General features: G+C 58.2%; 25 protein-coding genes. 6 read left to right on the top strand and 19 right to left on the bottom strand.

Annotation, left to right across the window (positions count from 1 at the left end):
• Window positions 1–441: 441 nt before the first annotated feature.
• The 4 genes from KTF55_RS02710 to gltA all read left to right on the top strand — a co-directional run bounded on the left by KTF55_RS02710 (window position 442) and on the right by gltA (window position 5,162).
• Window positions 442–1,569, top strand: coding sequence for an endonuclease domain-containing protein (locus KTF55_RS02710; protein WP_217107387.1), 1,128 nt, complete (start codon window positions 442–444; stop codon window positions 1,567–1,569).
• A 351-nt stretch (window positions 1,570–1,920) separates the two neighbouring features.
• Window positions 1,921–2,550, top strand: a complete 630-nt coding sequence (pth, locus tag KTF55_RS02715) for an aminoacyl-tRNA hydrolase (RefSeq protein ID WP_022094030.1) — start codon at window positions 1,921–1,923, stop codon at window positions 2,548–2,550.
• A 372-nt stretch (window positions 2,551–2,922) separates the two neighbouring features.
• Window positions 2,923–3,762: a sulfide/dihydroorotate dehydrogenase-like FAD/NAD-binding protein gene (locus tag KTF55_RS02720; RefSeq protein WP_006235793.1), complete on the top strand. Its 840-nt coding sequence runs from the start codon at window positions 2,923–2,925 to the stop codon at window positions 3,760–3,762.
• On the top strand, window positions 3,753–5,162 hold the full coding sequence (gltA, locus tag KTF55_RS02725) for an NADPH-dependent glutamate synthase (RefSeq protein ID WP_217107386.1): 1,410 nt from the start codon (window positions 3,753–3,755) through the stop codon (window positions 5,160–5,162). Before KTF55_RS02720 ends, gltA begins: the two co-directional genes overlap by 10 nt.
• A gap of 126 nt (window positions 5,163–5,288) precedes the next feature.
• Here the strand turns inward: gltA and KTF55_RS02730 are convergent, their stop codons facing one another.
• The 11 genes from KTF55_RS02730 to KTF55_RS02780 form a co-directional block, all read right to left on the bottom strand.
• A complete protein-coding gene (locus KTF55_RS02730) occupies window positions 5,289–5,912 on the bottom strand; it encodes an AAA family ATPase (RefSeq protein ID WP_055251542.1) in 624 nt (207 codons plus the stop codon).
• Window positions 5,913–6,083: 171 nt separating this feature from the next.
• Entirely contained in the window at window positions 6,084–6,722 is a 639-nt protein-coding gene (locus KTF55_RS02735) for an amino acid ABC transporter permease (protein ID WP_055285379.1), read from the bottom strand.
• A gap of 3 nt (window positions 6,723–6,725) precedes the next feature.
• Window positions 6,726–7,472, bottom strand: a complete 747-nt coding sequence (locus KTF55_RS02740) for an amino acid ABC transporter permease (RefSeq protein WP_035136546.1) — start codon at window positions 7,470–7,472, stop codon at window positions 6,726–6,728.
• 25 nt (window positions 7,473–7,497) lie between these two features.
• A complete protein-coding gene (locus KTF55_RS02745; RefSeq protein ID WP_217107385.1) occupies window positions 7,498–8,373 on the bottom strand; it encodes a transporter substrate-binding domain-containing protein in 876 nt (291 codons plus the stop codon).
• A gap of 8 nt (window positions 8,374–8,381) precedes the next feature.
• Window positions 8,382–9,113 (bottom strand): amino acid ABC transporter ATP-binding protein, encoded by a 732-nt coding sequence (locus KTF55_RS02750; protein WP_022094215.1) that lies wholly within the window; start codon window positions 9,111–9,113, stop codon window positions 8,382–8,384.
• 245 nt (window positions 9,114–9,358) lie between these two features.
• Window positions 9,359–9,802: a GatB/YqeY domain-containing protein gene (locus tag KTF55_RS02755; RefSeq protein WP_006235801.1), complete on the bottom strand. Its 444-nt coding sequence runs from the start codon at window positions 9,800–9,802 to the stop codon at window positions 9,359–9,361.
• Between the two features lie 54 nt (window positions 9,803–9,856).
• Window positions 9,857–11,077 (bottom strand): peptidylprolyl isomerase, encoded by a 1,221-nt coding sequence (locus tag KTF55_RS02760; protein ID WP_217107384.1) that lies wholly within the window; start codon window positions 11,075–11,077, stop codon window positions 9,857–9,859.
• A 170-nt stretch (window positions 11,078–11,247) separates the two neighbouring features.
• Window positions 11,248–11,712 carry a PTS sugar transporter subunit IIA gene (locus tag KTF55_RS02765; protein WP_217107383.1) on the bottom strand — a complete coding sequence of 155 codons (465 nt, stop codon included), beginning with the start codon at window positions 11,710–11,712 and terminating at the stop codon, window positions 11,248–11,250.
• Window positions 11,713–11,865: 153 nt separating this feature from the next.
• Complete coding sequence (gene purN / locus KTF55_RS02770; RefSeq protein ID WP_217107382.1) at window positions 11,866–12,567, bottom strand: phosphoribosylglycinamide formyltransferase; 702 nt, start codon at window positions 12,565–12,567, stop codon at window positions 11,866–11,868.
• Entirely contained in the window at window positions 12,557–13,660 is a 1,104-nt protein-coding gene (purM, locus tag KTF55_RS02775; RefSeq protein ID WP_217107381.1) for a phosphoribosylformylglycinamidine cyclo-ligase, read from the bottom strand. Before purM ends, purN begins: the two co-directional genes overlap by 11 nt.
• A gap of 157 nt (window positions 13,661–13,817) precedes the next feature.
• Window positions 13,818–15,488 carry an amidophosphoribosyltransferase gene (locus KTF55_RS02780; RefSeq protein WP_118289420.1) on the bottom strand — a complete coding sequence of 557 codons (1,671 nt, stop codon included), beginning with the start codon at window positions 15,486–15,488 and terminating at the stop codon, window positions 13,818–13,820.
• 294 nt (window positions 15,489–15,782) lie between these two features.
• Here KTF55_RS02780 and KTF55_RS02785 point away from each other — a divergent pair, with 294 nt between their 5' ends.
• A complete protein-coding gene (locus KTF55_RS02785; RefSeq protein WP_217107380.1) occupies window positions 15,783–17,012 on the top strand; it encodes a putative ABC transporter permease in 1,230 nt (409 codons plus the stop codon).
• A gap of 90 nt (window positions 17,013–17,102) precedes the next feature.
• On the opposite strand, the gene KTF55_RS02790 is transcribed toward KTF55_RS02785, so the two are convergent.
• From KTF55_RS02790 to KTF55_RS02815, 6 genes are all read right to left on the bottom strand, one after another.
• A complete protein-coding gene (locus tag KTF55_RS02790; RefSeq protein WP_254179292.1) occupies window positions 17,103–17,519 on the bottom strand; it encodes a molybdenum cofactor biosynthesis protein MoaE in 417 nt (138 codons plus the stop codon).
• Between the two features lie 67 nt (window positions 17,520–17,586).
• Window positions 17,587–18,585, bottom strand: a complete 999-nt coding sequence (locus tag KTF55_RS02795) for a class B sortase (RefSeq protein ID WP_217107379.1) — start codon at window positions 18,583–18,585, stop codon at window positions 17,587–17,589.
• A gap of 35 nt (window positions 18,586–18,620) precedes the next feature.
• A complete protein-coding gene (purE, locus tag KTF55_RS02800; protein ID WP_006235810.1) occupies window positions 18,621–19,085 on the bottom strand; it encodes a 5-(carboxyamino)imidazole ribonucleotide mutase in 465 nt (154 codons plus the stop codon).
• A 336-nt stretch (window positions 19,086–19,421) separates the two neighbouring features.
• A complete protein-coding gene (locus KTF55_RS02805) occupies window positions 19,422–19,772 on the bottom strand; it encodes a type II toxin-antitoxin system RelE/ParE family toxin (RefSeq protein WP_006235811.1) in 351 nt (116 codons plus the stop codon).
• Window positions 19,769–20,089, bottom strand: coding sequence for a type II toxin-antitoxin system prevent-host-death family antitoxin (locus tag KTF55_RS02810; RefSeq protein WP_055287606.1), 321 nt, complete (start codon window positions 20,087–20,089; stop codon window positions 19,769–19,771). Before KTF55_RS02810 ends, KTF55_RS02805 begins: the two co-directional genes overlap by 4 nt.
• 331 nt (window positions 20,090–20,420) lie before the next feature.
• Window positions 20,421–21,488, bottom strand: a complete 1,068-nt coding sequence (locus KTF55_RS02815; protein WP_217107378.1) for an alpha/beta hydrolase — start codon at window positions 21,486–21,488, stop codon at window positions 20,421–20,423.
• Between the two features lie 124 nt (window positions 21,489–21,612).
• Here KTF55_RS02815 and KTF55_RS02820 point away from each other — a divergent pair, with 124 nt between their 5' ends.
• Window positions 21,613–22,368, top strand: coding sequence for a GntR family transcriptional regulator (locus KTF55_RS02820; protein WP_006235814.1), 756 nt, complete (start codon window positions 21,613–21,615; stop codon window positions 22,366–22,368).
• On the opposite strand, the gene KTF55_RS02825 is transcribed toward KTF55_RS02820, so the two are convergent.
• Window positions 22,365–23,225: a PTS system mannose/fructose/sorbose family transporter subunit IID gene (locus KTF55_RS02825; RefSeq protein ID WP_006235816.1), complete on the bottom strand. Its 861-nt coding sequence runs from the start codon at window positions 23,223–23,225 to the stop codon at window positions 22,365–22,367. The genes KTF55_RS02820 and KTF55_RS02825 overlap by 4 nt on opposite strands.
• Window positions 23,209–23,985 (bottom strand): PTS sugar transporter subunit IIC, encoded by a 777-nt coding sequence (locus KTF55_RS02830; RefSeq protein ID WP_006235817.1) that lies wholly within the window; start codon window positions 23,983–23,985, stop codon window positions 23,209–23,211. Before KTF55_RS02830 ends, KTF55_RS02825 begins: the two co-directional genes overlap by 17 nt.
• Between the last annotated feature and the right edge of the window lie 14 nt (window positions 23,986–23,999).

The following is a 23,999-nucleotide window of genomic DNA, read 5'->3' on the forward strand; positions in this document are numbered from 1 at the left end:
ATCGCATCATCTTTGATGCTTTTAAAGGGTCGGAAGCTCGCTTCCGGCCCTTTTTCTATCCCTCGCCAACCTTCCCTGGACAATTGGTTCAGATACGTATTTTTTAAAGCCCCAAAGGGCCGTTCGGAGCCTTCTGAGCTCCCCGGCGGATGCCATGCCGCCCAAAGCTCATCGTTTTCGAGTACAACCGCCGCATATTTACCCTCAAATCACCCTCGAAGGCCCTTAGAAACGCCTCGAATGCCCGTCGCCTTATACGTATCTGAACTAACTGTCCAGTAGCTATCGTCAACCTTCGCGGCAGAGCTCAATTTCCTGCAATCCCCTCAACCGATTCCACCGATTTCATAACACCCAGCCGTTCATGGCGCACAGCGCCCCGCTGAGCGAAAAGAACGGTATGGCGGTCGCATTCTGCCGCCAACTTAGTACGTTATAGCTATGACGACCGTGATTTCACATTTCTCCGCCCTCCGCGCAATTCGTCGCGCACGACGGGCGTACTCTGCCCTACCCTGGGACTCCGTTGATAGTGAACAGCAAGCACAGGCCTTGGCTAGCTGCATTCCCAATAATGACGCGATAGACTTTGGCGCACTTTCGATACTCGACGCCTGGAATGAAGATGATTCCGAACTACTCGATCTTCTCGTTTCAAACGAAGACAACAGACGCCCCGACAAGCGACTTCTTCAGCATATTCTCTCCGCTCCGCTTCCTGAAGGTGCAATTATGCACGTCGAGGCCGACATCTACGCAACGTCTCCTGCCATGACAGCCATGCTTTGTTCTAAAAATGAATCGGTCGCCAAAACCTTGATGCTCCTTATGGAGCTGCTCGGAACCTACTCCCTTCCGCCCGAGGCAACCTACCCCATCGCCTATGACGACATCTGGCCCAAGGGCGATAGCTGCGCAGCGACGGGCGATCTTGATTGCCTGGGCGGCCAGTCGGCAGCCAAACAGCAGAACGAAACCCGCTACGAACAGGCGCACTACAAATGCGAGCCCGCCACGACCATCGAAGATCTCGAGGCGGTCGCGCGCTTCGCCAAAAGTAGCTCATACACCTCGTTTCGCACGGCAGTCAAGCTTGCCCGACCCGGATCTGCATCCCCAGCCGAATCCCTAATGTTAGCCGTTCTCGGAGCGCCCATGCGCTTTGGCGGATTCGGATGTTGCAGCCTGCCCATGGGAGGCCTGCTACTCAACTATCGAATCGACTTCGACACTCTTGCGGTTAACATGTCCTCCGGCATCCCTTACGCCATCTGCGACCTATATTGCCCGGCCGCCGGAGTCGACAACGAATACAACGGAATTGGGCATGAGCTTCAAAACGCTCGCATCCACGATGGCAATCGAAATAATGGCCTCAAGGCAATGGGCATCCACGTCCTGGTTATCAATCGCGACCAAATGAAAGACCTTGTTGCACTCGAAGCCTTCGCCCAAACGATGCATCGACTCGCAGGAGTCCGATTCCGATATCGCATCAAGGGCTATCGCAAGCGTCAGGCCGCTTGGCTCAACGCTCTGCGGGCCGGAATCGGCCTTGCGCCGGTCTAAACGGCGAATCACCCGTGCGCCGTCGAACAGGGCTGGACAGTTAGTTCAAATACGTATAAATAGACACATTGAATTAGGCTGTTTTGCAGCTATCTCTATACCATTCGCCCTATTTGAAAGCGGGGTAGACTTCAAAACAGCGTCATATGGACTAACTAAAGTTCCAAAACAACGTATCGGCATTGAATTGAGCAATTCGAGTCCTCAGAACTTATACGTATCTGAACTAACTGTCCACCTCGGATTTTGACGGCCGTCCAAACGCCCCCAAACAACCTCAATTGCCCTCCATTTGACAGCGGCAACAGGGTCGCTCACCATAGCAGGCGACAAATCAACGAAAGGATGAACATGGCAGCTGCACAGCCGCTTAAGATTCGCATGGTTGCCGGACTTGGCAACCCTGGCGATGAGTATGCCGAGACCCGCCACAACGCCGGTTTTAAGGCGATCGACGAGCTGGCCCGTCAGGCCGGCGTCACGTACTGGAAAAACCAAGCAGGCGCCGAGGTCGCGCTCATCAACATCAACGATGCCGAGGAAGAGAACGGCAAGCGCCAGATTGTACTGGTCAAGCCGCAGTCGTACATGAACACCTCGGGCGGGCCCATCTCCAAGCTCTGCCGCGAGTACAAGATCAAGGCCGAGGAGCTGCTCGTCATCCACGACGAGCTCGATATTCCCGCCGGCGACGTGCGTGTTAAGGTGGGCGGAGGCCATGCCGGTCACAACGGCCTGCGCTCCATCATCGACAAGATGGGCAGCCGCGACTTTAGCCGTATCCGCACCGGCATCGGCAACCCTCCCGGCAAGATGGCCGTGGCAGACTACGTGCTCAAGCAGCTGCGCGCCCGCGAAGCCGAGGATTTCCAGGACACCTGCGCCCGCGCCGCAGATGCCGCCGGTCTGGCCATCGTCCACGGCGTAATCTACGCCCGCGATCACGTAAACGGCGCCGCTTCCGCCAACGGCAAGCACTAAAACCTACCATTTAGAGATGTTTATTTTGGCAGGTTTCATCTGCGGAAACGCCGCGGCGGCTGCGTCGCAATAAACCCTGTGCCGCTATACATATGCAACGCTCCAAAGGGGGCCGGCCTCACCGAAGCGCGAGGCCGGCCCCCTTTGCCGTTTTGCCTGATAAAACCTGCCAAAATAAACCTCTCCCCCTTTGGCAGGTCGAAGTGGATAAACCCTGCTCCCAACCGCCGAAGACACACGTAAGTGACATGTCCATGAGGGTATAATTTGCACCGTATGTCTGCACAACGCCTGTGCGCGTACGGTTTTATTCGGGCTACCGTCCATTTCCGTGGAGGCACGGTTCGGCGGCCCTAACAAGAGAGGGGTTCTATGTATAAGATCCTGGAGAAGACGCAGTTCTCGGAGAAGGTGTTCAAGTTCCGCATCGAGGCGCCCGCAATCGCCAAGCATGCGCACGCTGGACAGTTCCTCATGGTCCGCGCCAACGAGACGGGCGAGCGCGTCCCGTTTACCCTGGCCGGCTGGAACGGTGACGAGGGCTGGGTCGAGTTCATCTTCATGGTGATCGGCAAGACCACCGAGATGCTGTCCACTTACGAAGCCGGCGAGTCGCTGCGCGACGTCGTGGGCCCGCTGGGCGTTCCCACCGAGATGGCCGAGGGCCCCTGCGCCGTCATTGGCGGCGGCGTCGGCCTGGCAATTGCCTTCCCGGTCGCCAAGCACCTGGTCGAGACCGGTCACGAGGTGCACGCCATCATGGGCGCCCGCACCAAGGACCTCCTGCTCATGGAGGACCAGTTCCGCGAGCTCCTCGACGAGGACCACATCCATATCACCACCGACGACGGTTCCTACGGAGAGCAGGGCGTTGTCACCGCTCCGCTGGAGCGCCTGCTGCAGGACAAGGCCGTGAGCCAGGTCTTCTGCGTCGGCCCCGTTCCGATGATGAAGTTCTCGACCCTCACCGCCCAGAAGTACGATACCCCCATCACCGCGTCGCTCAACCCCATCATGGTTGACGGCACCGGTATGTGCGGCTGCTGCCGCGTCGAGGTGGGCGGCGTGACCAAGTTCGCTTGCGTCGACGGCCCCGACTTCGATGCCACCCTGGTCGACTGGGATGACCTTCGTGCCCGCCAGGCCGCTTACCGTTCCGAAGAGGGCGAGTCCCTCAAGGCCTATGAGGAAAAGAGCTGCGCATGCCACTAGTTAACGGTCGTTTCGTTGCCGATATGAAGTCGCCCCGCACCCCCGATAACGAGGAGCCGGCTGCCGAGCGCGCCTGCGACTTCCGCCCCGTCGACAAGGGCTTCACCGAGGAGATGGCGCTGGCCGAGGCCGAGCGCTGCCTCAACTGCAAGAAGCCGTTCTGTGTTGAGGGCTGCCCCGTCAACATCAACATTCCCCGCTTTATCGAGCAGATCCGCGCGAAGGACTTCGGCGGCGCTCTCGATACCATCCGCGAGGACTCCATGCTTCCCGCCATCTGCGGCCGCGTCTGCCCGCAGGAGAACCAGTGCGAGGGCAAGTGCATCCGTGGTAAGAAGTCCGAGCCCGTGGCCATCGGCCAGCTCGAGCGCTTCCTGGGTGATCGCCCCGAGCTCGCCTCCACGCCCAAGATGGCCCCCAAGAACGGCAAGAAGGTCGCCGTCGTCGGCTCCGGCCCGTCCGGCATCACCTGCGCCGGCGAGCTCGCCCGTAACGGCTTTGACGTTACCGTCTTCGAGGCCTTCTTCACCGGCGGCGGCGTGCTGGTCTACGGCATCCCCGAGTTCCGTCTGCCCAAGGCGGTCGTCAAGCGCGAGATTGACGGCCTGGAGGACATGGGCGTCAAGTTTGAGTACAACTCCGTCGTGGGCAACATGGCCACGGCCGAGGAGCTGTTCGAGCAGGGCTTCGACGCCATCTACGTGGCGACCGGCGCTGGCCTGCCCAAGTTCCTCAACGTCCCCGGCGAGAACCTGCCCAACGTCTTCTTCGCAAACGAGTACCTCACCCGCGTGAACCTGATGAAGGCCAACAAGTTCCCCGAGTACGACACCCCCACCAAGCACGGCAAGAACGTCGTTGTCTTTGGCGGCGGCAACGTGGCTATGGACGCCGTCCGTACCGCCAAGCGTCTGGGCGCCGAGCACGCCATCATCGCTTACCGCCGTACCGAGGACGAGATGCCCTGCCGTCGTGCCGAGCTGCACCACGCCAAGGCCGAGGGCGTCGAGGTTCTGCCGCTCGTTTCCCCGCTCGAGTTTGTCGCTGGCGAAGACGGCTCCGTGTGCGCCGTCAAGGTCCAGAAGATGGAGCTCGGCGAGCCCGACGAGTCCGGCCGTCGTCGCCCGGTGCCCATCGAGGGCGCCATCGAGGAGATCCCCTGCGACGTCGCGATCTCGGCTATCGGCACCAACGCCAACCCCTTCGCAAAGAAGATCGGCGGCAAGATGGAGCTCAACAAGTGGGGCTACATCGTCGCCGACGAGGAGACCGGCCAGACCACCGATCCCCGCATCTGGGCCGGCGGCGACATCGTCACCGGTGCCGCTACGGTCATTCTGGCGATGGGCGCTGGCAAGAAGGCCGCCACTTCCATCACCAAGAGCCTGCTGGGCGAGTAATCACCCTCAGCGCTAGCCATTAAACGGCAAAGTCCCTGTCGAGCACACGCTCGGCGGGGACTTTTTCTATGCCGGCCGTCCCACCACCACAAAGGTGCCTGTCCCCTTTGTGGTGGTTTTGGTCGGTTAGCCTTCGAGTTGGGCCACCTTGTAGCGGTAGGCCGCGGCGATGACGTCCTTGCAGCCTTCGCGGCCCAGCTTGGCGCGGTTGACTACGATATCCTTACCGCTCGTCATCTTCCATTTGCCGGCACTGTAGCGCTTATAGAACGCCTCGCGCGCCTTCTGCTGCTGTTTGACCAGCTTGGCGCCCTTCTTTTTGTTAAGGCCACGCTTTTTGCGCACAATCTCGACGCGGTCCTCAAAGGGGGCTGTCACCAGCACGGCAATGTGGTTGGGGTTGTTGCGCAGCAGATAATCGGACAGACGACCCTCGATAATGCAGCTCTCGGTCTCGCCCAGATCCAAAATCACCTGGCTCATCTTTTGGAACAACTTATCCGAGTACGAACGCGCATCGTAGCGGTCGGGTAGGAACGCCATGTTCTCCACGGCCAGACGCTCGTCGTAGGCGGCCATCTTATCGAGCGACTCGCCCGCGCGCAGCGATGCGCGCACCAGCAGCTCGTTATCGTACAGCGGAATCCCCAACTCGTCGGCAAGCATGCGACCAATCTCGTGGCCCTCGGCGCCAAAGTCGCGCGCGATGGTAATGACCACAGGATTCTTCTTATTCTCCAGATCGCTCATCGCGATTCCTTTCTAGCAAATGAGAAATAGGCGATTCCTGATTCCCATTTTGTCACTTACGACCGTCCTGGTTTCCCAAGTGCGGCAGATTGCCCCGAAAGAGGAGCGCCGCGTACTAAATGTACGCAAGCGACGATTGAGGGGCAAGGTGCCGTGCTTGGGGAAGCAGGACTATGCGGCCACGATGCGGCGCTGATAGGCTCGGACCAGCAGCGAGATACCAAAGTTGAGCACAAAGTACATCGCAAACACCAGGCCGTAGAGCATAAGCACCTGCGACAGATCGATCGCGTGGGCCATCACAACGTTGGCCGTGTACATGAGCTCAGCCACGTTAATGCCCGAAAGATACGAGCTGTCCTTGATGACGGTCGTGCACTGGCTAAACAGCGCCGGAATGATCGTCTTAAACGTCTGCGGCAAAATGATGTAGCGCATGGTGGCAAAGAAGCCAAAGCCCTGGCTCTGTGCCGCCTCAAACTGGCCGCGCGGAATCGAGTTAAGGCCGCCGCGCACAATCTCGGCCATAACAGCGCTGGTAAACAGCGTAAAGGCGATGGTCGAAATCACAATGTCCAAACCCTGCACCGTAAAGTAGATAAACAGGATCCACAGCAGGTTTGGCGTGCAGCGGAACAGCTCGATATAGGCGCTCACCAAAATACGGAACGGGCGGGGCGCATAGCTCTTAACGAGCGCCAGCACCGTGCCAAAGATGAGCGAGAAAAAGATCGACAGCGCCGAGATCTCGATCGTCTTAACAAAGCCGCCCCAAATGTAGAGCAGGTTGGTCGCGTTGAAGATTTCCATGCGCTAGGCCTCCTCTACGTTGTCGAGCCCCAGCTCGGCCAGGCTCACGCCGCGCGGACGCTCCTTGGAGCGGCGCTCGAGCCACTGCACCAGCATGGCGAGCGGAAAGCAGATGATGAAGTACATAAGGCAGCAGACGATATATCCCTGCAGGTAACCGTACAGACTCACAAAGTTGTCGGAACGGTACATAAGGTCGCCGCCGGCCACAAGCGCCAGCACCGACGTGTTCTTGACCAGGTTGAGCGCCTGGTTACACAGCGGCGGCAGAATGATCTTGAACGTCTGGGGCAGCACGATGTACCAGTATGCCTGCGCACGGGTGAAGCCCTGGCTCTGGGCCGCCTCCATCTGACCGCGCGGAACCGCCTCGATACCAGTGCGGATGACCTCCGAAATGTAGGCCGCGTGATACAGGCCCACGCCCAAGAAGCCCAGCACGAACGGCGCGATGCGCACCGGCTGGTCGGCACCGGTTATGGCCTGCAAAAACTGCGGACCGGCCATGTACATAAAGAGCACCTGCACGGGCAACGGGGTGTTCTGGTAAAACTCCACGTACACGCGGCTTATGGCGCGCAGCACGCGCGAACGGGTGGTAGAGAACACGCCCAGCAGCGTGCCCAGCACCAGCGACAGCAGCAGACCGGCAACGACCACCTGCAGCGTCACGCCAAAGCCCTCCCAGAAGGGCCCCATGTTTTGAAATGTCGTCGACCAACGGTCGGCGTCAAATAATCCTTCGAGCATTCGATTCCTTCCTTGGACGATGCGCCTATACAAGACCCCAGGTCTTGACCTCTTGGTCGAGCCAGCCGTCGGCCAGGCGATCGCAAATCACCTGATCGACCACGGCCGAAAGGTCGCAGCCCTTCTTGGTCGCCACGCCGTAGCCCTGCTCGCCAAACTTGACCTCGGGCTGCAGCAGCTCAACGGTCTCGTTCATGTAACCGGCCAGCGTGGAGCGGTCCATGGCAAAGACGTCGATATTGCCGGCGTCGAGCGAACTCTTGATGATGGGGTAGCCGCTAAAGGCCCTAAACTCGGGCTTACAGCTAAAGCCGTTGTCCTTGATCATCTGCTCGATCAGGCCCTGCGTGGTAGCGCCCTGGCTCACGCCAATAACCTTGCCGTCCAAGTCCTCAATCGAGGTAAAGCCCGAACGCTTCTTGACCATGAGTCCCACGTAGTCGGTGCGGTACGGTGTCGAGAAATCCCAACTCTTCTTGCGCTCGTCGGTGATGGTGTAGGTCGCCGCGACCACGTCAAGCTGGCCGTTATCGATCAGCGGGCCGCGCGTCTTGGGCGTTACATCGGTAAACTCGACAAGCTCCTGGGCGCGGGCATCCTTGTAGCTCACGCCAAAGACGGCAGCGGCGATCTGGTAGCACAAATCGACTTCCATGCCCTCAAAGCGGCCCTTGGCGGTGTCGTAATAGCCGTAACCGGGAACGTCCTTCTTAACGCCGGCATTCAGATGGCCACGCGACTTAATGGCCGCAAGCTTGGACCCCTTGTCGGAGCCCTCGCCGCTGGTGGAGTTGCCGCAACCGGTAAGCGCGGCCCCCGTCAGCGTAAGCACACCGGCGCCCGCCAGCTGCAAAAAGTGACGGCGCGACACGGCCGCCCTCGTCATATCCGTCATGTCCATCACCGCACCTAGTGCAGAATCTTGGACAGGAACTCGCGGCAGCGCGGGTTCTCGGGGTTATCGAAGAAGTGCTCGGGCGTGCCCTCCTCCAGGATGCGGCCGTCCTCCATAAAGATGACGCGGTCGGCCACCTGGCGCGCAAAGCCCATCTCATGCGTCACGCAGATCATGGTGATATCCTCCTGCGCGAGCTCAATCATAACGTCCAGGACTTCCTGGACCATCTCTGGGTCGAGCGCCGAGGTCGGCTCGTCAAACAGGATGATGGGCTGCTTGGTGCACAGGGCACGGGCGATGGCGATGCGCTGTTGCTGACCACCCGAGAGATTCTGCGGATACTCGCCGGCCTTATGCGCCATGCCGACGCGCTTGAGCGCAGCGATGGCGATCTCGGTCGCCTCCTCCTTGCTCTTCTTTTGCAGCTTGATGGGCGCGAGCGTCAGGTTGCCGAGCACCGTCATGTTGGGATACAGGTTGAACTGCTGAAACACCATGGAACTATACTTGCGAGCCATCTCCAGGTGATTCTTTTTGGTGAGCGGCGTACCGTCGATGACGACCTCGCCCGACGTGGGCTCCTCCAGATAATCGACGCAACGGATGAGCGTCGACTTACCCGAACCGGAAGGCCCGATCATTACGAGCTTCTCGCCGCGCTTGACGGTGAGATTGATATCTTTGAGCACATGCAGGTCGCCAAAGTACTTGTTGAGATGCTTGATCTCGATCATGTCTGCCATGAATGTCCCTTCCCTGCGTTTACACGAGTTGAACTATTGTACGGAAAGAACCACGTTTCCGCAGCCCACACTACATTCCCGTAAAGAACCCGCAACCTTTAACCCACTCATTGGGGACAGACTTAAATGAGTGCCCGCTCATTGGGCACTCATTTAAGTCTGTCCCCAATGAGCACCGCCCAGCAAAAAGGGGCGCGACCGCAATGGTCACGCCCCCTCAGCCTCAACTGTGTACCGCTCGGCCCTTACGCAAGCTTTGCTCCGACGATCTTTGCCGCGGCCGGCTTGTCGAAGTTGCCGCCGGTGGCCTTGCCGAGTGCGCCCATAACCTGGCCCATCTGCTTCTTGGACGTGGCGCCCAGCTCGGCGATGACCTGCTCGATCAGAGCCTCGAGCTCCTCGCCCGAAACCTGCGCGGGCAGCAGGCTCTCCAGAATCTTGACCTGCTCGGTCAGGTTGTCGGTACGCTCCTGGTCGGTGCCGGCCTTGATGGACATCTCCAGCGTCTCGCTCGTCTGCTTGATCAGACGCTTGATCATGCTGTTGACGTCTTCCTCGGTCACATCGCGGCGCTCGTTAACCTCGATATTCTTCACCTCGGCCTTAACCTGGCGAATGATGGACAGGCGAACCTTGTCCTTGGCCTTCATGGCCGCGATCATTTCCTTCTGCAGCTCTTCGTTGGTCATCTGCAAATCCTCTCTAATAGCGTGGGCGGCACTCGTGCGAGCACCGCCCCATGATTACTCAGTCGTCGACGAATCGTCGGTCGAGCTCTTGGTGACGCCCTTCAGGCTCACGTTATAGGGCACGTCCTTGGGCATGGGGTTGACGGTAATGTCGGCGTCCTTCTTGTACTGCTCCAGCCACTCGCTGTACGCGGTGCTGGCCGCCTGCGTCTTCACCACGTTGGAAACGTATTTCTTGATGGCCTTGGGCACCTGGTTGATGTCATCAACCTGATTATCGACATGGAAGTAGTCGGTGCACTTGATGACGTGGTAGCCATAGGTCGACTCGACGACTTCGCTCACGTCGCCCTTGTTGAGCCCCTCGAGCGCCGTCTGGTAGCTGTCGACGAAGGTAGTGAGCTTATCCCAACCCACATCGCCCTTCTTCTCCTTGGAGCCGGTGTCGTCGGAGTACTGCTCCACGGCATCCTCAAAGCTCAGCTCGCCGGAGTTGATCTTGTCCAGGCACTCCTGTGCCTTGGCCTTGGCGGCAGCCTTGTCCTCGTCGGAAGCATCGGAATCAACCTTGATCAGGATGTTCGACGAGCGGCGGGCATCGTTGTAGTTAGACAGGTTCTCGTTGATGTAATCGACGATCTCGCTGTCCTTGGGCTTGCTCGTGGGCGCGACGGCATCCTTGAGTTTCTGCTGCGCCAGGCTCTCCTTGAGCGAATCCTTGTAGGTGTCCTCGGTATAGCCGTAGGTCTTGAGGGTCTTCTTAAAGGCCTTGGCACCGCCCGCGCTCTTGCACGCGTCCTTCCAGGCCTTCTCGACCTCCTCGTCCGACACCGTCACGCCGTTCTCCTTCTGTGCCTGTTGAAGCAGAATCTGCTGCGTGTAGGAGTCGATAAGTTGCTTGCGGTACTTCTTGGGCGTGAGGTCGTTGTCAACCAGATACTGCGCCCAGTCCTTGTCCTTGGTGTAGCCGTAGGACGTGCGCATGCTCATGATCTGCTTGGTCACGGTGTCCTCGGTGAGGTTGGTGCCGTTGATAGTTGCAGCAACACCGCCGGTCAGCTTGTAGCCCGAGGTGTCCTCGGCCTGCGACATAAGGCCGGAGCACGCCATCGCCGAGACGGAAAGCAGCATCGCCAGCACGCCGATGACCACCAGGACGATCTTGACGGTCTTAGACACGTACGTCTTGCGCTGCTTCTTGCGAGAGCTGGAGGCAGCGCGGGCCTGCTGCTCGGGCGTCGGCGCGGCCTCGGAGTTCTTTTTCTTATTTGCCATAGTTGGCCTTTCGCATAACGAATCGAACAAACGCCATTGTGTCACAACGCAGCCCCCGCGGCACGCTTGGTGCATTGGGGACAGGTTAATTTGCACCATTTTGGTGCAAAGGGGACAGCTCTGGCAGCCGGCAGTTAGGGACAGTCCCCAAGTGCCGACTCAGCCCCACCTTAGAAGTGGCGGCGGATGGCGTCGACCATGCCCTGGGGCGTGGTCTGGCCGAGTACGTCGGCTGCGGCATCGGCGTCCATAAAGATGTTCATGAGCGCCTGCAGGGCCTCGACCTGGCCGCCCGGCTCGGCAATACCCAGATTGATGACGATCTGCGCCGGCACCGGAGCGCCCATGCCAGCCATAGCGTTAAATGTCACGGACGTGGCGGGCTTCACCACCGCGATATAGGGCTTGGCCACAAACCCCGGATCGGTATGCGGAATGGCAATGTTTGCCGCCGGCATGGCAAGACCCGTGGGATAGGCATCCTCGCGCGTGCGAACGGCGTCGAGCCAACCGTCGGCAATGTAGCCACGTGGTGCAAGCTCGCCCTCGAGCCGCGCAAACACCTCATCCGGCGTCGCACACTCCCAATCAAAAAACACCAGCTCAGGCGTAAACAGAGCTTCGTTATCCGCCATGCGCTCACCTCTCTCACCTAGTCACCTGCGACGTTCTTGAATGACTAGTCGTTAAAGACCGTCCCCGATGACTACCCAAAAACAAAAGGTGGCCACGCGCGCCTTGGCGCCAATGACCACCCTGACTACTCGGCTAAATTGTACTGTGCGCCGCTAGCCGCGAGGCGCGTCAATTGCGACCTTGCCGCTCTCCAGCACGTGGACGCGGCCGTCGGCGAGCATTTGCACGACCTCGGGATACAGCACGTGCTCAATCGCGTGGATGTGCTCCTCGAGCGTGTCGACATCCCAGCCCTCCTCAACAGCCAGCGCACGCTGGGCGATGATGGGACCGTTGTCGTAGATCTCGTTGGCAAAATGCACGGTCACGCCAGTTACCTTGACGCCGCGCGCAAAGGCGTCGCCAATCGCATGCGCACCGGTAAAGCTCGGCAGCAGCGCCGGATGCAAGTTGACCACGCGGTTGGGAAACGCCGCCAACAGAGGCGTGTGCACCATGCGCATGTAGCCGGCCATGGCCACATACTCGCAGCCGCGCTCGAGAAGCTCGTGCGCGATGATCTCGTCGGCGGCAATAGGGTCGGCATAGACATCCTTGGACAGTGTGAGCGTCTGGATGCCCGCGCGCTCAGCGCGCTGCAAACCCTTAGCCGAAGGACGGCTCGACACCACAAGCTCAATCGACGCATTGAGCTTACCAGCGGCGATCAGATCGATCAGCGCCTGCAGGTTGGTACCCGAACCGCTGATGAGCACACCGAGCTTGAGCGGCTCAGCCGTATCGGTGCCGGTCGGACGGGTGTAGGGCACAAAGCCCAGGCTCTCGGCAGCAGCCATCTGCTCGTTAGCGCTCATCGGAGTACACGACCCTACCGGAACCCTCGACGCACTCGCCCACGCGGAACGGCTTCTCGCCCAGCGCGACCAGGGCCTCGGTAACCGCGGCCTCGTCCTCGGGGGCGACGATCAGGCACAGGCCAACGCCCATGTTGAAGGTCTTGCATGCCTCGTTGGGCGCAAGCTCGGCCTGGCGCGACACGTAGGTGATGACGGGCGGAACGTCCCAGCCCATCTCGACACCGTTGCGGGTGACCACGGCGTCGACGTCGTCGGCGAGCGCGCGGTTGAGGTTCTCGGTAATACCGCCGCCAGTGATGTGGGCGATGGCGTGCACGTTGGCGCCGCCGCGCAGCAGCTCTAGAATCGGCTTGACGTAGATGCGCGTGGGGGCCAACAGGGCGTCTGCCAGCGATGCGCCGCCGAGTTCCTCGAGCGGACGGCTCAGTTCCTCGGCCTTAGCGGCGGCCCCGGGCGTGCCCGGCTTAATGCCGTCGACGCCGATGACCTTACGCACGAGCGAGTAGCCGTTGGAGTGCACGCCGGTGGAAGGCAGGCCCAGAATCACGTCGCCGGGGCGGACGTTCGCGGGGTCGAGCATCTTGGGGCGATCGACGACACCCACGGTAAAGCCGGCGAGGTCGTAGTCGGCAGGAGCCATGACGCCAGGGTGCTCGGCCATCTCGCCGCCCACGAGCGCGCAGCCCGCGAACTTGCAGCCGTCGGCCACGCCCTTAATGATCTTTGCCATGTGCTCGGCCTCGATGTGACCGATGGCAACGTAGTCCAGGAAGAACAGCGGCTCGGCGCCCGAAGCCAAAATGTCATTGACGCACATGGCGACCAGGTCCTGGCCCACCGTCTCGTGACGGTCCATGATCTGGGCGAGCACGAGCTTGGTGCCCACGCCGTCGGTGCCGCTGATCAGGATCGGATCTTCCATATCCTTAAGCGCGGCGGCCGAGAACAGGCCACCGAAGCCACCGATGCCGCCGATAACCTCGGGTCGGTTGGTGTCCTTGACCATCTGCTTAATAGCGTCAACGGCGCGGCCGCCCTCAGCGGTATCGACGCCGGCATCCTCATACGTCACATGCTTGCTGTCGCTCATCTGAGCCTTCCTCTCCCACTACCGTGGCGCCGCGCGGGCGCCAAACGGTGCTCATAGTTGCGTTCATTTCGGCGCGCGCCATAACAGCACGCGCCGTCATATCAACAAAACAGCAGGTAAAACCTACCAAAATGAACCTGTCCCTACATGGCAGGTTTTAGGCCTCGCCGTGCTTCTCTTCCCAGCTGCGGTCGTCGTATTTCTCGACCACGGCGTCGTCGTCAAAATGCAGCGGCTTATCCAGGTTGCGGGGCTTAAAGCCCTCCATAAACTTATCGCGGCCAAAGCTCTCGGGAATCGCTACGGGGTAGCGGCCGGTAAAGCACGCATCGCAGTAACCGCCCTTGGGCATGACCTTCAGCAGGCCCTCGACCGAAAGGAAGGCCAGCGAATCGGCGCCGATATACTCGCAAATCTCGTCGACCGTCTTGTTGGCGCTGATAAGCTGCGACTGCACGTCGGTATCGATACCGTAGAAACACGGCCAGATGACCTCGGGCGAGTTGATGCGGATATGAATCTCCTTGGCGCCAGCGTTGCGCAGCATCTTGACGAGCTGCACCATGGTGGTGCCGCGCACGATGGAGTCGTCGATGACGACCAGGCGCTTGCCCTCGATGTTGTCGCGCAGCGGGTTGAGTTTCATGCGCACGCCCATGGCGCGCAGCTCCTGCGTGGGCTCGATAAACGTACGGCCCACGTAGCGGTTCTTGATGAGGCCCTCGCCAAAGGGAATACCGCTCTCGTGCGAATACCCCTCCGCGGGCGGCAGGCCGGAGTCGGGCACGCCAATGACCAGGTCGGCCTCGACGGGCTCCTCGTGTGCCAGCTGACGACCCATGTCGTAACGGCAGGCATAGACGCTCTTGCCGTTCATGATGGAGTCGGGGCGGGCAAAGTAGACCTGCTCAAAGATGCAGTTGGCGGGCTCTTCGGCTGCAGGCACGCCCTGCTCGGATACCAGACCCTCGGCACTGATGCGCAAGATCTCGCCGGGACGGACGTCACGGACGTACTCGGCACCCACGATGTCGAGTGCGCAGGTCTCGGAGGCAACGACCCAGCCGCCGGCGCGGGTGACATGGGTGGTGGCGTCGACCGTCGCGGCGCCGTCCTGCGACGGCAGCTGCGAAACGGATGCGGCATCGGCCTGGTCCAGACCCTCGTCCACCAGCTTGCCCAGCACGAGCGGGCGAATGCCGTGCGGATCGCGGAATGCATAGAGCGCCTGCTCGTTGATGAGCGTCATCGCGTAGCCGCCGCGCACGAGCTCCATGGTCTTGCGAATGCCCTCACGCAGATGGCCTGTACGCTGGGTAAAGTAGCCGATAAGCTTGGTCGCGACCTCGGAATCCGAATTGGAGAGGAACGGCACGCCCAGCTCGATCAGCTGGCGGCGCAGCTCGTCGGTGTTGACCAGAGTGCCGTTGTGAGCAAGCGCGATGATGACGCTGTTGATGGTAGAAAGATGCGGCTGAGAGGCTTCCCAGCTCTTGGCGCCGGCGGTGCCATAGCGCACGTGGCCCACGGCCAGCTGGCCGGAGAGCGTCGACAGGTCGGCGTTGGAGAACACGCGATCGAGCAGTCCCAGGTCTTTGCGAACCATAACCGTGCCGCCATCACCCACGGCGATTCCCGCCGATTCCTGGCCGCGATGCTGCAGCGCGCGCAGACCAAAGTACGTCAGTCGAGCCACATCGCGATCGGGTGCCCACACACCAAAAATGCCGCATTCCTCATGCAGCTGGTCGGAGTCCGGATCATACGTCGACATGGTCTTCACCTGTCCCGCGGCGCGCTCGGCCGCGTGGATGGTTTCTTGAGACATGGCATCCCCTCAGAGCCTCGTTATTTGGCGTTACCTGCCCTATTATACGCACGGCAAGACAAGCACTCCCGCGCATGAACAGCGCTTTTTAAAAGCCCACCGAGCTTATAATCCGTTTTGCAGCCAAACATTTTATTGGGCAACCGCCTCGGGGTCGACGATCCCGCATGTTTCCGTTGCGACGCGCCTCGCTCACCGTTGAGGGTTACATTGTTGCAATTGGGACGTTCGTCCTGTCTTTTGGCAGGTCGGCGGCGTATCCTTGTACCTACAGCAAAACGAGAAAGGTTATGTATGGATCGAAACGAACTCGACCCCAGCGTCCCCAGCGCCACGGAGGTCAAGAAGATCCCCCTCATCATTAAGGTATACGCCGCCCTGTGCATCCTGTCCGGCGTGGGCACGCTCCCTTCGGTCGGCGCCTTTATGTGGCAGGTCATCACCGCGCTCATCAACGGCAACGCCGCCGCCAAGCTCGGCGACAACACGCTCGTCGCGGTCGGCCTTATCGTCGCCGGCATCATGCTCTCTGCGGCAAGCGCCGTCATCCTGATCATCTTTGGCCTGGACCTTATCAAAAACCAGCGCCGCAACGCCGCTCGCCTGTCCTACATCCTTATCGCGTTTACCGTCGTCGAGCTTTTGGTCGACGTGATGCTCCAGGGTATCGGGCCCTTCTTGCTGCGCCCTGCCATCCAGCTCGGCATCCTCGTCGCGCTTTCGGCCACCGTCGACCCCACGCTGCGCCAAGAGCGCGAGCTGCAGCGCCGCCTGCAGGAAATGCTCGATCGCGACGCCGCCGCCGAGGGCATGCTCGGGCGCGATGAAACCGGCGAAGGCTACATCAAGCTCAACTACTTCAACCTGTTCTGGGTATTCTTTGTCTGCTGCATACTCGGCCTGATCGCCGAGGACATCTGGCACATGACGGTCGACGACCCGGGCGTCTACCAGAACCGCGCCGGCATGCTGTTTGGCCCCTTTAGCCCCATCTACGGATTTGGCGCCGTGCTCATGACCATGGTGCTCAACCGCTTCTATAAAAAGAACCCCATCATTATCTTTTTGGTGAGTGCGCTGCTCGGTGCAAGCTTTGAGGTGTTCGTGGGCTGGTTTATGCAGACCTCGTTTGGCGTGGTCTCGTGGAGCTACTCGCATATGAAGCTCTTTGGCATGCCCGATCCGCTCGCCGTCTTTACCGGCGGACGTACCTGCACGGGCTTCGCCTGCCTGTGGGGCCTGGGTGGCCTCATCTGGATCAAGCTGCTGCTGCCGAGGCTGCTCAAGCTTATCAACATGATTCCGTGGAAGAGCCGCTACTCCGCTACCGTCATCTTCACCATCATTATGCTGGTCGATGGCGTTATGACGCTGCAGTCGCTCGATTATTGGTATCAGCGCGTCAACGGCACGGAACCGGATATTCCCGTTGCGCAGTTCTACGGCAAGTACTTCGATAATGGCTTTATGGAGAATCGCTTCCAGAGCATGACCATGAGCCCCAAGGATGCGACGCGCGTGTAGCGCCAACCGCGCCCAAAACGCAAAATGCCCGCCGGTATCACACGTACCGGCGGGCATTTTTATAAACGAGCCTTCTATCGACGCAAGTCTCTACGCCTCGCGCTCGACCTCACTCACGCATTCATTCTTGATGGTGCCGACGAGCGCCTGCAGCGCATCGACCACGTGCGGGCGAATGTCCCCGCCAATGAGCACGAGCATGATGTCGTCACCTACGGCAAGCTCGCCGCTTGCCAGCCACACGCGCACATAGCCGATACCCGGCATCGCGCGCGTGGCCTCGATAGCAGCCTGCACCTTGCTGGCGTCGTAGCCGAACACCATGCCGCCCACCTTGTGGCCCGGCGCCACGCCATCGGTCTCGACACCGCGCGCCTCGGCCTTGGGCGTCGCGCGCACCACACCGTTATGTGTCAGATACATACCGCACGCAGGTGCCGACGAATCGACCTTGGCCTCGCGCAGCCAAGCATCAATCGAAGGCATCGTTTTGCCGTTCTCAAGCATCATTTCTCCCTTACCGTCATCGAGTAGCCAATTTGGAACGGGGCTTTTTTAGCTACTCTCGAACAACTTATTCCTCGACCGACGTGAGCACCATGACGGCACGCGTGTTGCTCAGCGATAACGAACGACAGGTAACAAGCGTTACGACCTTGGTTGCCGAGGCGGCGCGATCGGTGGCATCGCTCGCCACGGCAGAGGCACCGTCGAGCATCTCGGACAGGTAGTTCCTGAGCCCGTCGTCGCCCTCAAAATTGGGCGTGCGCGCCTTGGCATACGTGTCCTCGACAACTTTGGTCGCCAGTGGTCGCAGCTTATACGTAGCATCCCGTGTGATGTAATACACGAACTCGATGCTATCGAACGTCGCCTGGTCGGTGGTGTCCGAAATCACATTGAACATCGATCCGTCGTTCATATGGTGGCCGTAAATCGTGGTCTGCTGGTCGACCATTCCCGGCGCGGTGTCATCGCTATCCAGGAAAATGGCCCCAGATGCATTGGCCGTACCGTCGAACAGTGTGTTGAGGTATTTGGAGTTGTTGTTGGTCTGCACCACGGGATAGTTGATGTTGGTTCCCGGCACATAAATCCAACCCACAATCTCGGGGTTTGTCTGAGCAAGCGCATCGAAGTCGATAATCGGCACGCCGCTGGCGTCCTTATCGCTTATATATTGCTTCTCGATTTTCTGATACGAATCGCTCGCCTGCTTATAGCCAATCTGGGCATTGATAAAGATGGCAGCGGCGGCAACAATCAGACCGATGCCCACGATGATGAGCAGAATAGGAATGATGGAGCGGCGCTTTTTACGCGGCGGCTCGGTGTAATCCGACGGCGTGGCATGCGATGAAGACCGGGGCGGCTTCTTAGCGGTGCTATAAGATGAAGGTCGATATGCGGCCGGCGCGTCCTGTCGACGATGCGTCGCCGGTGTCACGGGGCGCGGCGCGCGCGGCTGCTGAGGAGAGGATGCCCGACCCTGCTGTGCCACATGGGCAGCACCCGGCTTCGACGGATCGGGAATCTGAGAAGCCTTGAATCGTTTTCCCTGATAGTCGGACATGGCTCTCCTTATACTGCGGTGAAACGGCGGAACGCCTAGGCGTCGGCCATCTCCTGCTTCATCTTCTCGATAACCTTGCGGTACTCGGGGTCGCATGCGCCCAGAATCTGCGTGGCGTAAATGGCGGCGTTCTTGGCGCCGTTGATGGCAACGCAGGCCACGGGCACGCCCGAAGGCATCTGCACCATCGACAGCAGCGAATCCATGCCGCCCAGGTCACTCGTCTTCATAGGCACACCGATGACCGGCAGCGGCGTAAAGGCAGCCACGACACCACCCAGGTGAGCGGCCTTGCCGGCGGCGGCGATAATCACCTTGATGCCGCGATCGGCGGCAGTCGAAGCCCACTCGTGGACCTTCGCCGGTGTGCGGTGTGCGCTCGCAATGACAAGCTCATAGGGCACGCCCAGCGCCTCGAGCTCGGCGGTGCAACCTTCCATAACGCCCAGATCGGACTTGGAACCCATGATGATCCCGACGACCGGCTTTTGATCTGCCATAAACAAAGACCTCCTGTTGAGAGCGGCGACGCGGCGGATCCGCGACCCTTAACTACTGAGAGTAGTATAGCTGCTCCCGTCCCTGCGGTCTGCGAGTGCCCCGCGGCGGTCTGGTGTTTTCATCTTCACTCCGGTTGCTTCGCAAAGTCGTTCAGATAAAGCCTGGCCCGCCCGCGAAGCGCCCTGCGACCTACCGGGAATTGCTATGACGTACGTTTGCTGATGAATTGGAAGGAAAGGTCAACGGAGGCTGAAGGCAATTGGTTCAGCGAAAAACCCTGACGAATCTAATTCGTCAGGGCCCCACCAACACTCACTCGTCGTTCATCATTAAAGCTAGATATTCTCTTCCGCCCATTTCTCGAAATCGAGTTCTCGTCTCTGAGCAGTTCGGTAGACTTCCATGTCTTCGCGAGCGCCTACCACTACGATGGCCATCTTTTCTTTAATTCTGATGAGGCGGTACACGATTCGAATGCCACTTCCCCTGAGCTTGATCTTCATAAAGCCAGTCAAATCCGTACCTGCCTTGTTTCCAAGAGGCTTGCCGAATCCACCTTCGTTCTGCGGCAATGGGTTCGTTCTGATTTTTTCTATAGCCTTAAGGACGATCTTTCGTTGGGAGCCGTCCAGACGCTTAATATCCTTGAGAGCATCCGGGTAGAAAGCGACTTCGTACCCACTCATTCAAACTCGACCTCATCCATCTGATCGAGTTCGTCCTGGCTCACACCCAGCTCTTCCATAACATCAGACAGGGAAACAAGCGCATCGTCACTTGCCACAGCCATTCTCTTAAGCGCCAACGTTAACAAGGTGAGGTCCTCCTCCGCTTGCTTCGCTTCCCTATATTCATCGGGTGTCACAATCACAAACGCTGGCTTGTTGTGTTTGAGAACCACAACAGGATTGTCGTCCCCAACCTTCGAAAATGCAGCCGAGCCCTTACCGTGGCTGAAATCGCTAATTGGAACAAGGTTGTCGAGCATCTGCAAAGCAGGCATACATACCTCCTAAAAATGAATTCTTTTTCGAATTCATTTTATCATTCTTTTTTGCTATATTGTACCGCGCAACCGAAACAACCTTTTAGAATACGAATCCGAGCTTAGAATGACTGTTGGCCCTCGCACCGCCCTTGCCTCTTTTATTACGTCAAGTGGTATACAGCGAAGCAAAATGGCGATCTAAAGTGCGCGGCACTCGCCTCGCATCGCTACAAAAAACAAACTGCTCCCCACCCACTCGGGCAAGGAGCAAGCCTCATTTTTAATCAGACTGAGAACCACGAATGCAGAAACACAGGCGACTTCAGTCCCTTATCGCCGAGAGACGTTATTGTGCAGCCATTTCTTTAAGCTTCTCAGCCATCAACAAACACACGTCTTCCGATTGCGGGTACACGCCAAAATGATCGAAGAAACCATGGTCACATCCGGCATATTCGATGACCTCGACATCGATTCCTGAAGACCGTAATTTTGTAGCCCATTTTTCATCGGGGATACGAAGCGGATCGTATTCGGATGTCACGATAGTCACCGGGGGGAAATCAGTGCAGTCCTCAAGCATTAGCGCAGAAATCAACGGGTCATGAGGAGACATTTTTCCGTGTGCACAAAGTTCGACCATCGGGCCGTCCGAATCGCGAAGATGGTCGATGCGAAAACGCGCAACGTCCTCTTGATCGGCTATCGCAGGAAAATCCTCATATCCCTCGCCCTGTTCGCCCGCAAGGTCGACTTCAGGATAGATTTCGAAGGCGTGGGCTACAGCTCCAGCACCCCTGAGCTGAACACACGCATTAGTAAGGCTTCCTCCCGCAGAGTCGCCGGCGACCATTATTTTATGAGGATCGATTCCGAGATCCCCGGCATGCTCGCGCACATAATCAAGAGCAAGAACGCAATCCTCGATCTGCCCGGGAAATGCCGTCTCCGGCGCCAAGCGGTATTCCGGATAAACCACCACTGCACCAGACTTTTCGGCGATGAACTCGAGCTGATGTTCAAATTGCAGAACATTCCCCGCCATAAACGCGCCGCCATGCAGGTAAACTAGCGCTGGACTTGCCTCCTTATGATTTGGTGGCGTCCAGACGAATAAATCTATATAGCGATCGGCTGCCTCCATGAGGACCTCATCGCGCTGAACCTCACCATCGAGTAGGCGGTATGTCGGCTTATCCGGGCGATGACGCATTCCAATAAGGCTCGTCCAGCTCGGAGACATGCTAACATTCCGCATCTTCTTGCGGGATACCTCGAGAATTCGTGGGTCAAGCACATGCTCTCTTTCATCATCAGGAACCGGACGAATTTGAACCTCGAGTCCCCTCTTCTCGGTTATAAACGAGCGACCGGAGATGGCGCCAATCAACGCCTCGTCGTATTGTCTGCCCATCTTAAATCCCCTCTCGGCGATAACGCCAAATCGATATTTCCATAACTTTTGAGATAACGGCTTATGATGTCCTCAGTTGTCGTATATCTATGTACTAAAGAAACTGAAGACCAAGGGGTCCACCATGCCTGCAGCAAAAGACGAGCTCACTCAGCCAGAGCTTCTCTATCAGACCGTTGAAAACGATATCCTCAAGAAAATAGTTTCTGGCGAACTCCCCGGCGGCAGTCAGATTCCCACCGAAACCGAGCTTTGCAAGCAATACAAAGTAAGCAGGATCACCGTAAGACGCGCCGTACAGAATCTCATTGACCAAAACTTGCTCTACCGCCTGCGAGGCAAGGGGACATTCGTAAACCCATCGAAGCTCACCCTGAAACGAGGAACAAGCACCATTTTCAATTTGAGCTCCGACCCCCAATACGGCGATAAAACAACCAAGTCCATCTTGGAAACAGGCTTGATCAAGGCTGATGCCCACATTGCACGGGAGCTCAAAATTGACAACGGAACCGTAGTGCAACGAGTTGCGCGCTTGGTTTATATCGAAAATGCCCCCTGCGCCATCGACACCATTTATGCAACGCAGGGCACTCTACCCGGACTACTGGAGCTTCTCACAGACAATGCCAGTCTTTTCGACCTGATCGCCAACCATTACAGCATCGCAACCGGTATTGAGAAACTCAAAATCACCGCAGGAATAGCGGGGCTCCAAGAAGCAAACCTTCTCGGTTATATCGTTGGAGCCCCCGTGAGCGTTGTCGAGCACGTCACATATGCCTGCAATGAAATGCCGCTCCACTATTCGAAAACCGTTTGGCGAGCAGACGCATCGTCCTTCGAGTTCAGCATCTCAAAAGATGGACGCCTTCTCTAGCCCAAAATCCCCAGGACGCCGAGCACAATACCCGCAGCGAGAATGCCCACAATCTGCCAAATAATTTTGACCTGTTTCTTATTGCAAAGACACATGATCCCGAACGCGCAGAGCGGCAAAAGAGCCGGGAATATCCCATCGAGCGTTTCCTGCAACTTAAACGCGGTGTCGCCGAAGTTAAGAGCGAGCGGAGTGGTAACTGCAACGGTGGTCGCCACCATTCCACCAACTACCATTAGTCCCACAATCGCCAGGCCGGACGTAACTTTGTGCATTACATCAGAATCGTTCAGCTTCGAAATCATGCCACTGCCAAGCGAATAACCATACTGAAGCCCAAACCAGCGGATCAGGATCGTTGGGACATTATAAAGAAGCAGGAACAGGATTGGGCCGAGCAGACTGCCCGAAAGGCAAAGTCCTGTCACAACGCCCGTCGCAATCATGCGAAGCGTACTGGCAATCAGTGAATCTCCAATACCGGAAAGCGGAGCCATAAGCGATGCTTTCATGGCGTTAATTGAGGCGGTGTCAAAGTCCTGATTGTTGGCGTTCTCCTCCTCCATGGAGGCCACAATGCCGGCGACCAGAGGATTAAACGTAACTTGAATATTGTAGAACTCAAGATGACGCTTATATGCCTCGATCCGGTCTTCAGGCTTATCGTATAACCGCTTGATTACCGGAATCATGTCGTAGCAGAAACCAACGTTCATTTGTCGGTCAAAGCTCCACATGATGTTGAGTGGAAAGCTGCGCCAAAATAACGCCTTTAAGTCTTTCTTGGTTATTCTCTTATCGGTCGATTTATTTGACTCCGGCGAGAGCTCAAGAACATCATTAGAATTCGTTGTCATCGTCAACCTCCTTAGCGACCGCCGCACTGGCAGGCATAAAAATGTGAGCCATATTGAGAATCCCAATCAGGATCAGCGAAAACGCCACGATACCGATCGTCGGAATGTTTAGATAGGCACTCAGCAAGAAGCCTCCAAAGAATAGGAAGCTCAGCTCCTTGGTGGACAGGATTGACATAAGCTGCGCAAATCCAAGCGCGGGCAGAATACCCGTTGCGATCGTAAGCCCATTCGTAAGCCAATCAGGAATGGCGTCAATCAGTGCCTGAACAGCATCATTTCCAACGTAAAAAGCCACGCCGCAAATCAAGCCAAGCGCAATGATGTAGAGAATTCCATTGGTCCACATAGCGGCTGCAATCGTTTTGGGGTCGTCTTTTTCGGCACCACGATCAGCCCAGACAGCCATAGGAGGCGTAACAACGCTATACATAAGGCTGTCAAACATGCCGGCAAGCACCGCAGTGGGCATAGCAATAGTCAGAGCGGTCTCGGGACCCGCACCCATAGTAATCGCAAAGGCTGTTCCCAAAACTGAACCAACAATTACGTTGGGCGGCACGGCAGCACCAACCTGCCAGACCCCCATAAACGCGAGTTCGAGCTGGAAACCAACAATAACGCCAGTCGGAATATCACCCAAAAAAATACCGACGATCGCTCCGAGGACAATCGGCCGCTCGACCATCGCAGTACCGAGTAAATAATCCGATTGACCTATCGCAGCGGCAAGACCAACCAGAAAAGCCTGAAGCAGCATATTTCTCCCTCTTC

Source organism: Collinsella sp. MSK.8.10 (genome assembly GCF_019041915.1).
Lineage (GTDB): Bacteria > Actinomycetota > Coriobacteriia > Coriobacteriales > Coriobacteriaceae > Collinsella.

What these genes read in the sequence shown, in the direction of transcription:
- KTF55_RS02710 (WP_217107387.1), top strand. Translation starts at nt 442, where the DNA reads ATGACGACCGTGATTTCACATTTCTCCGCCCTCCGCGCAATTCGTCGC.
- pth (WP_022094030.1), top strand. Translation starts at nt 1,921, where the DNA reads ATGGCAGCTGCACAGCCGCTTAAGATTCGCATGGTTGCCGGACTTGGC.
- KTF55_RS02720 (WP_006235793.1), top strand. Translation starts at nt 2,923, where the DNA reads ATGTATAAGATCCTGGAGAAGACGCAGTTCTCGGAGAAGGTGTTCAAG.
- gltA (WP_217107386.1), top strand. Translation starts at nt 3,753, where the DNA reads ATGCCACTAGTTAACGGTCGTTTCGTTGCCGATATGAAGTCGCCCCGC.
- KTF55_RS02730 (WP_055251542.1), bottom strand. Translation starts at nt 5,912, where the DNA reads ATGAGCGATCTGGAGAATAAGAAGAATCCTGTGGTCATTACCATCGCG.
- KTF55_RS02735 (WP_055285379.1), bottom strand. Translation starts at nt 6,722, where the DNA reads ATGGAAATCTTCAACGCGACCAACCTGCTCTACATTTGGGGCGGCTTT.
- KTF55_RS02740 (WP_035136546.1), bottom strand. Translation starts at nt 7,472, where the DNA reads ATGCTCGAAGGATTATTTGACGCCGACCGTTGGTCGACGACATTTCAA.
- KTF55_RS02745 (WP_217107385.1), bottom strand. Translation starts at nt 8,373, where the DNA reads ATGGACATGACGGATATGACGAGGGCGGCCGTGTCGCGCCGTCACTTT.
- KTF55_RS02750 (WP_022094215.1), bottom strand. Translation starts at nt 9,113, where the DNA reads ATGGCAGACATGATCGAGATCAAGCATCTCAACAAGTACTTTGGCGAC.
- KTF55_RS02755 (WP_006235801.1), bottom strand. Translation starts at nt 9,802, where the DNA reads ATGACCAACGAAGAGCTGCAGAAGGAAATGATCGCGGCCATGAAGGCC.
- KTF55_RS02760 (WP_217107384.1), bottom strand. Translation starts at nt 11,077, where the DNA reads ATGGCAAATAAGAAAAAGAACTCCGAGGCCGCGCCGACGCCCGAGCAG.
- KTF55_RS02765 (WP_217107383.1), bottom strand. Translation starts at nt 11,712, where the DNA reads ATGGCGGATAACGAAGCTCTGTTTACGCCTGAGCTGGTGTTTTTTGAT.
- purN (WP_217107382.1), bottom strand. Translation starts at nt 12,567, where the DNA reads ATGAGCGCTAACGAGCAGATGGCTGCTGCCGAGAGCCTGGGCTTTGTG.
- purM (WP_217107381.1), bottom strand. Translation starts at nt 13,660, where the DNA reads ATGAGCGACAGCAAGCATGTGACGTATGAGGATGCCGGCGTCGATACC.
- KTF55_RS02780 (WP_118289420.1), bottom strand. Translation starts at nt 15,488, where the DNA reads ATGTCTCAAGAAACCATCCACGCGGCCGAGCGCGCCGCGGGACAGGTG.
- KTF55_RS02785 (WP_217107380.1), top strand. Translation starts at nt 15,783, where the DNA reads ATGGATCGAAACGAACTCGACCCCAGCGTCCCCAGCGCCACGGAGGTC.
- KTF55_RS02790 (WP_254179292.1), bottom strand. Translation starts at nt 17,519, where the DNA reads ATGCTTGAGAACGGCAAAACGATGCCTTCGATTGATGCTTGGCTGCGC.
- KTF55_RS02795 (WP_217107379.1), bottom strand. Translation starts at nt 18,585, where the DNA reads ATGTCCGACTATCAGGGAAAACGATTCAAGGCTTCTCAGATTCCCGAT.
- purE (WP_006235810.1), bottom strand. Translation starts at nt 19,085, where the DNA reads ATGGCAGATCAAAAGCCGGTCGTCGGGATCATCATGGGTTCCAAGTCC.
- KTF55_RS02805 (WP_006235811.1), bottom strand. Translation starts at nt 19,772, where the DNA reads ATGAGTGGGTACGAAGTCGCTTTCTACCCGGATGCTCTCAAGGATATT.
- KTF55_RS02810 (WP_055287606.1), bottom strand. Translation starts at nt 20,089, where the DNA reads ATGCCTGCTTTGCAGATGCTCGACAACCTTGTTCCAATTAGCGATTTC.
- KTF55_RS02815 (WP_217107378.1), bottom strand. Translation starts at nt 21,488, where the DNA reads ATGGGCAGACAATACGACGAGGCGTTGATTGGCGCCATCTCCGGTCGC.
- KTF55_RS02820 (WP_006235814.1), top strand. Translation starts at nt 21,613, where the DNA reads ATGCCTGCAGCAAAAGACGAGCTCACTCAGCCAGAGCTTCTCTATCAG.
- KTF55_RS02825 (WP_006235816.1), bottom strand. Translation starts at nt 23,225, where the DNA reads ATGACAACGAATTCTAATGATGTTCTTGAGCTCTCGCCGGAGTCAAAT.
- KTF55_RS02830 (WP_006235817.1), bottom strand. Translation starts at nt 23,985, where the DNA reads ATGCTGCTTCAGGCTTTTCTGGTTGGTCTTGCCGCTGCGATAGGTCAA.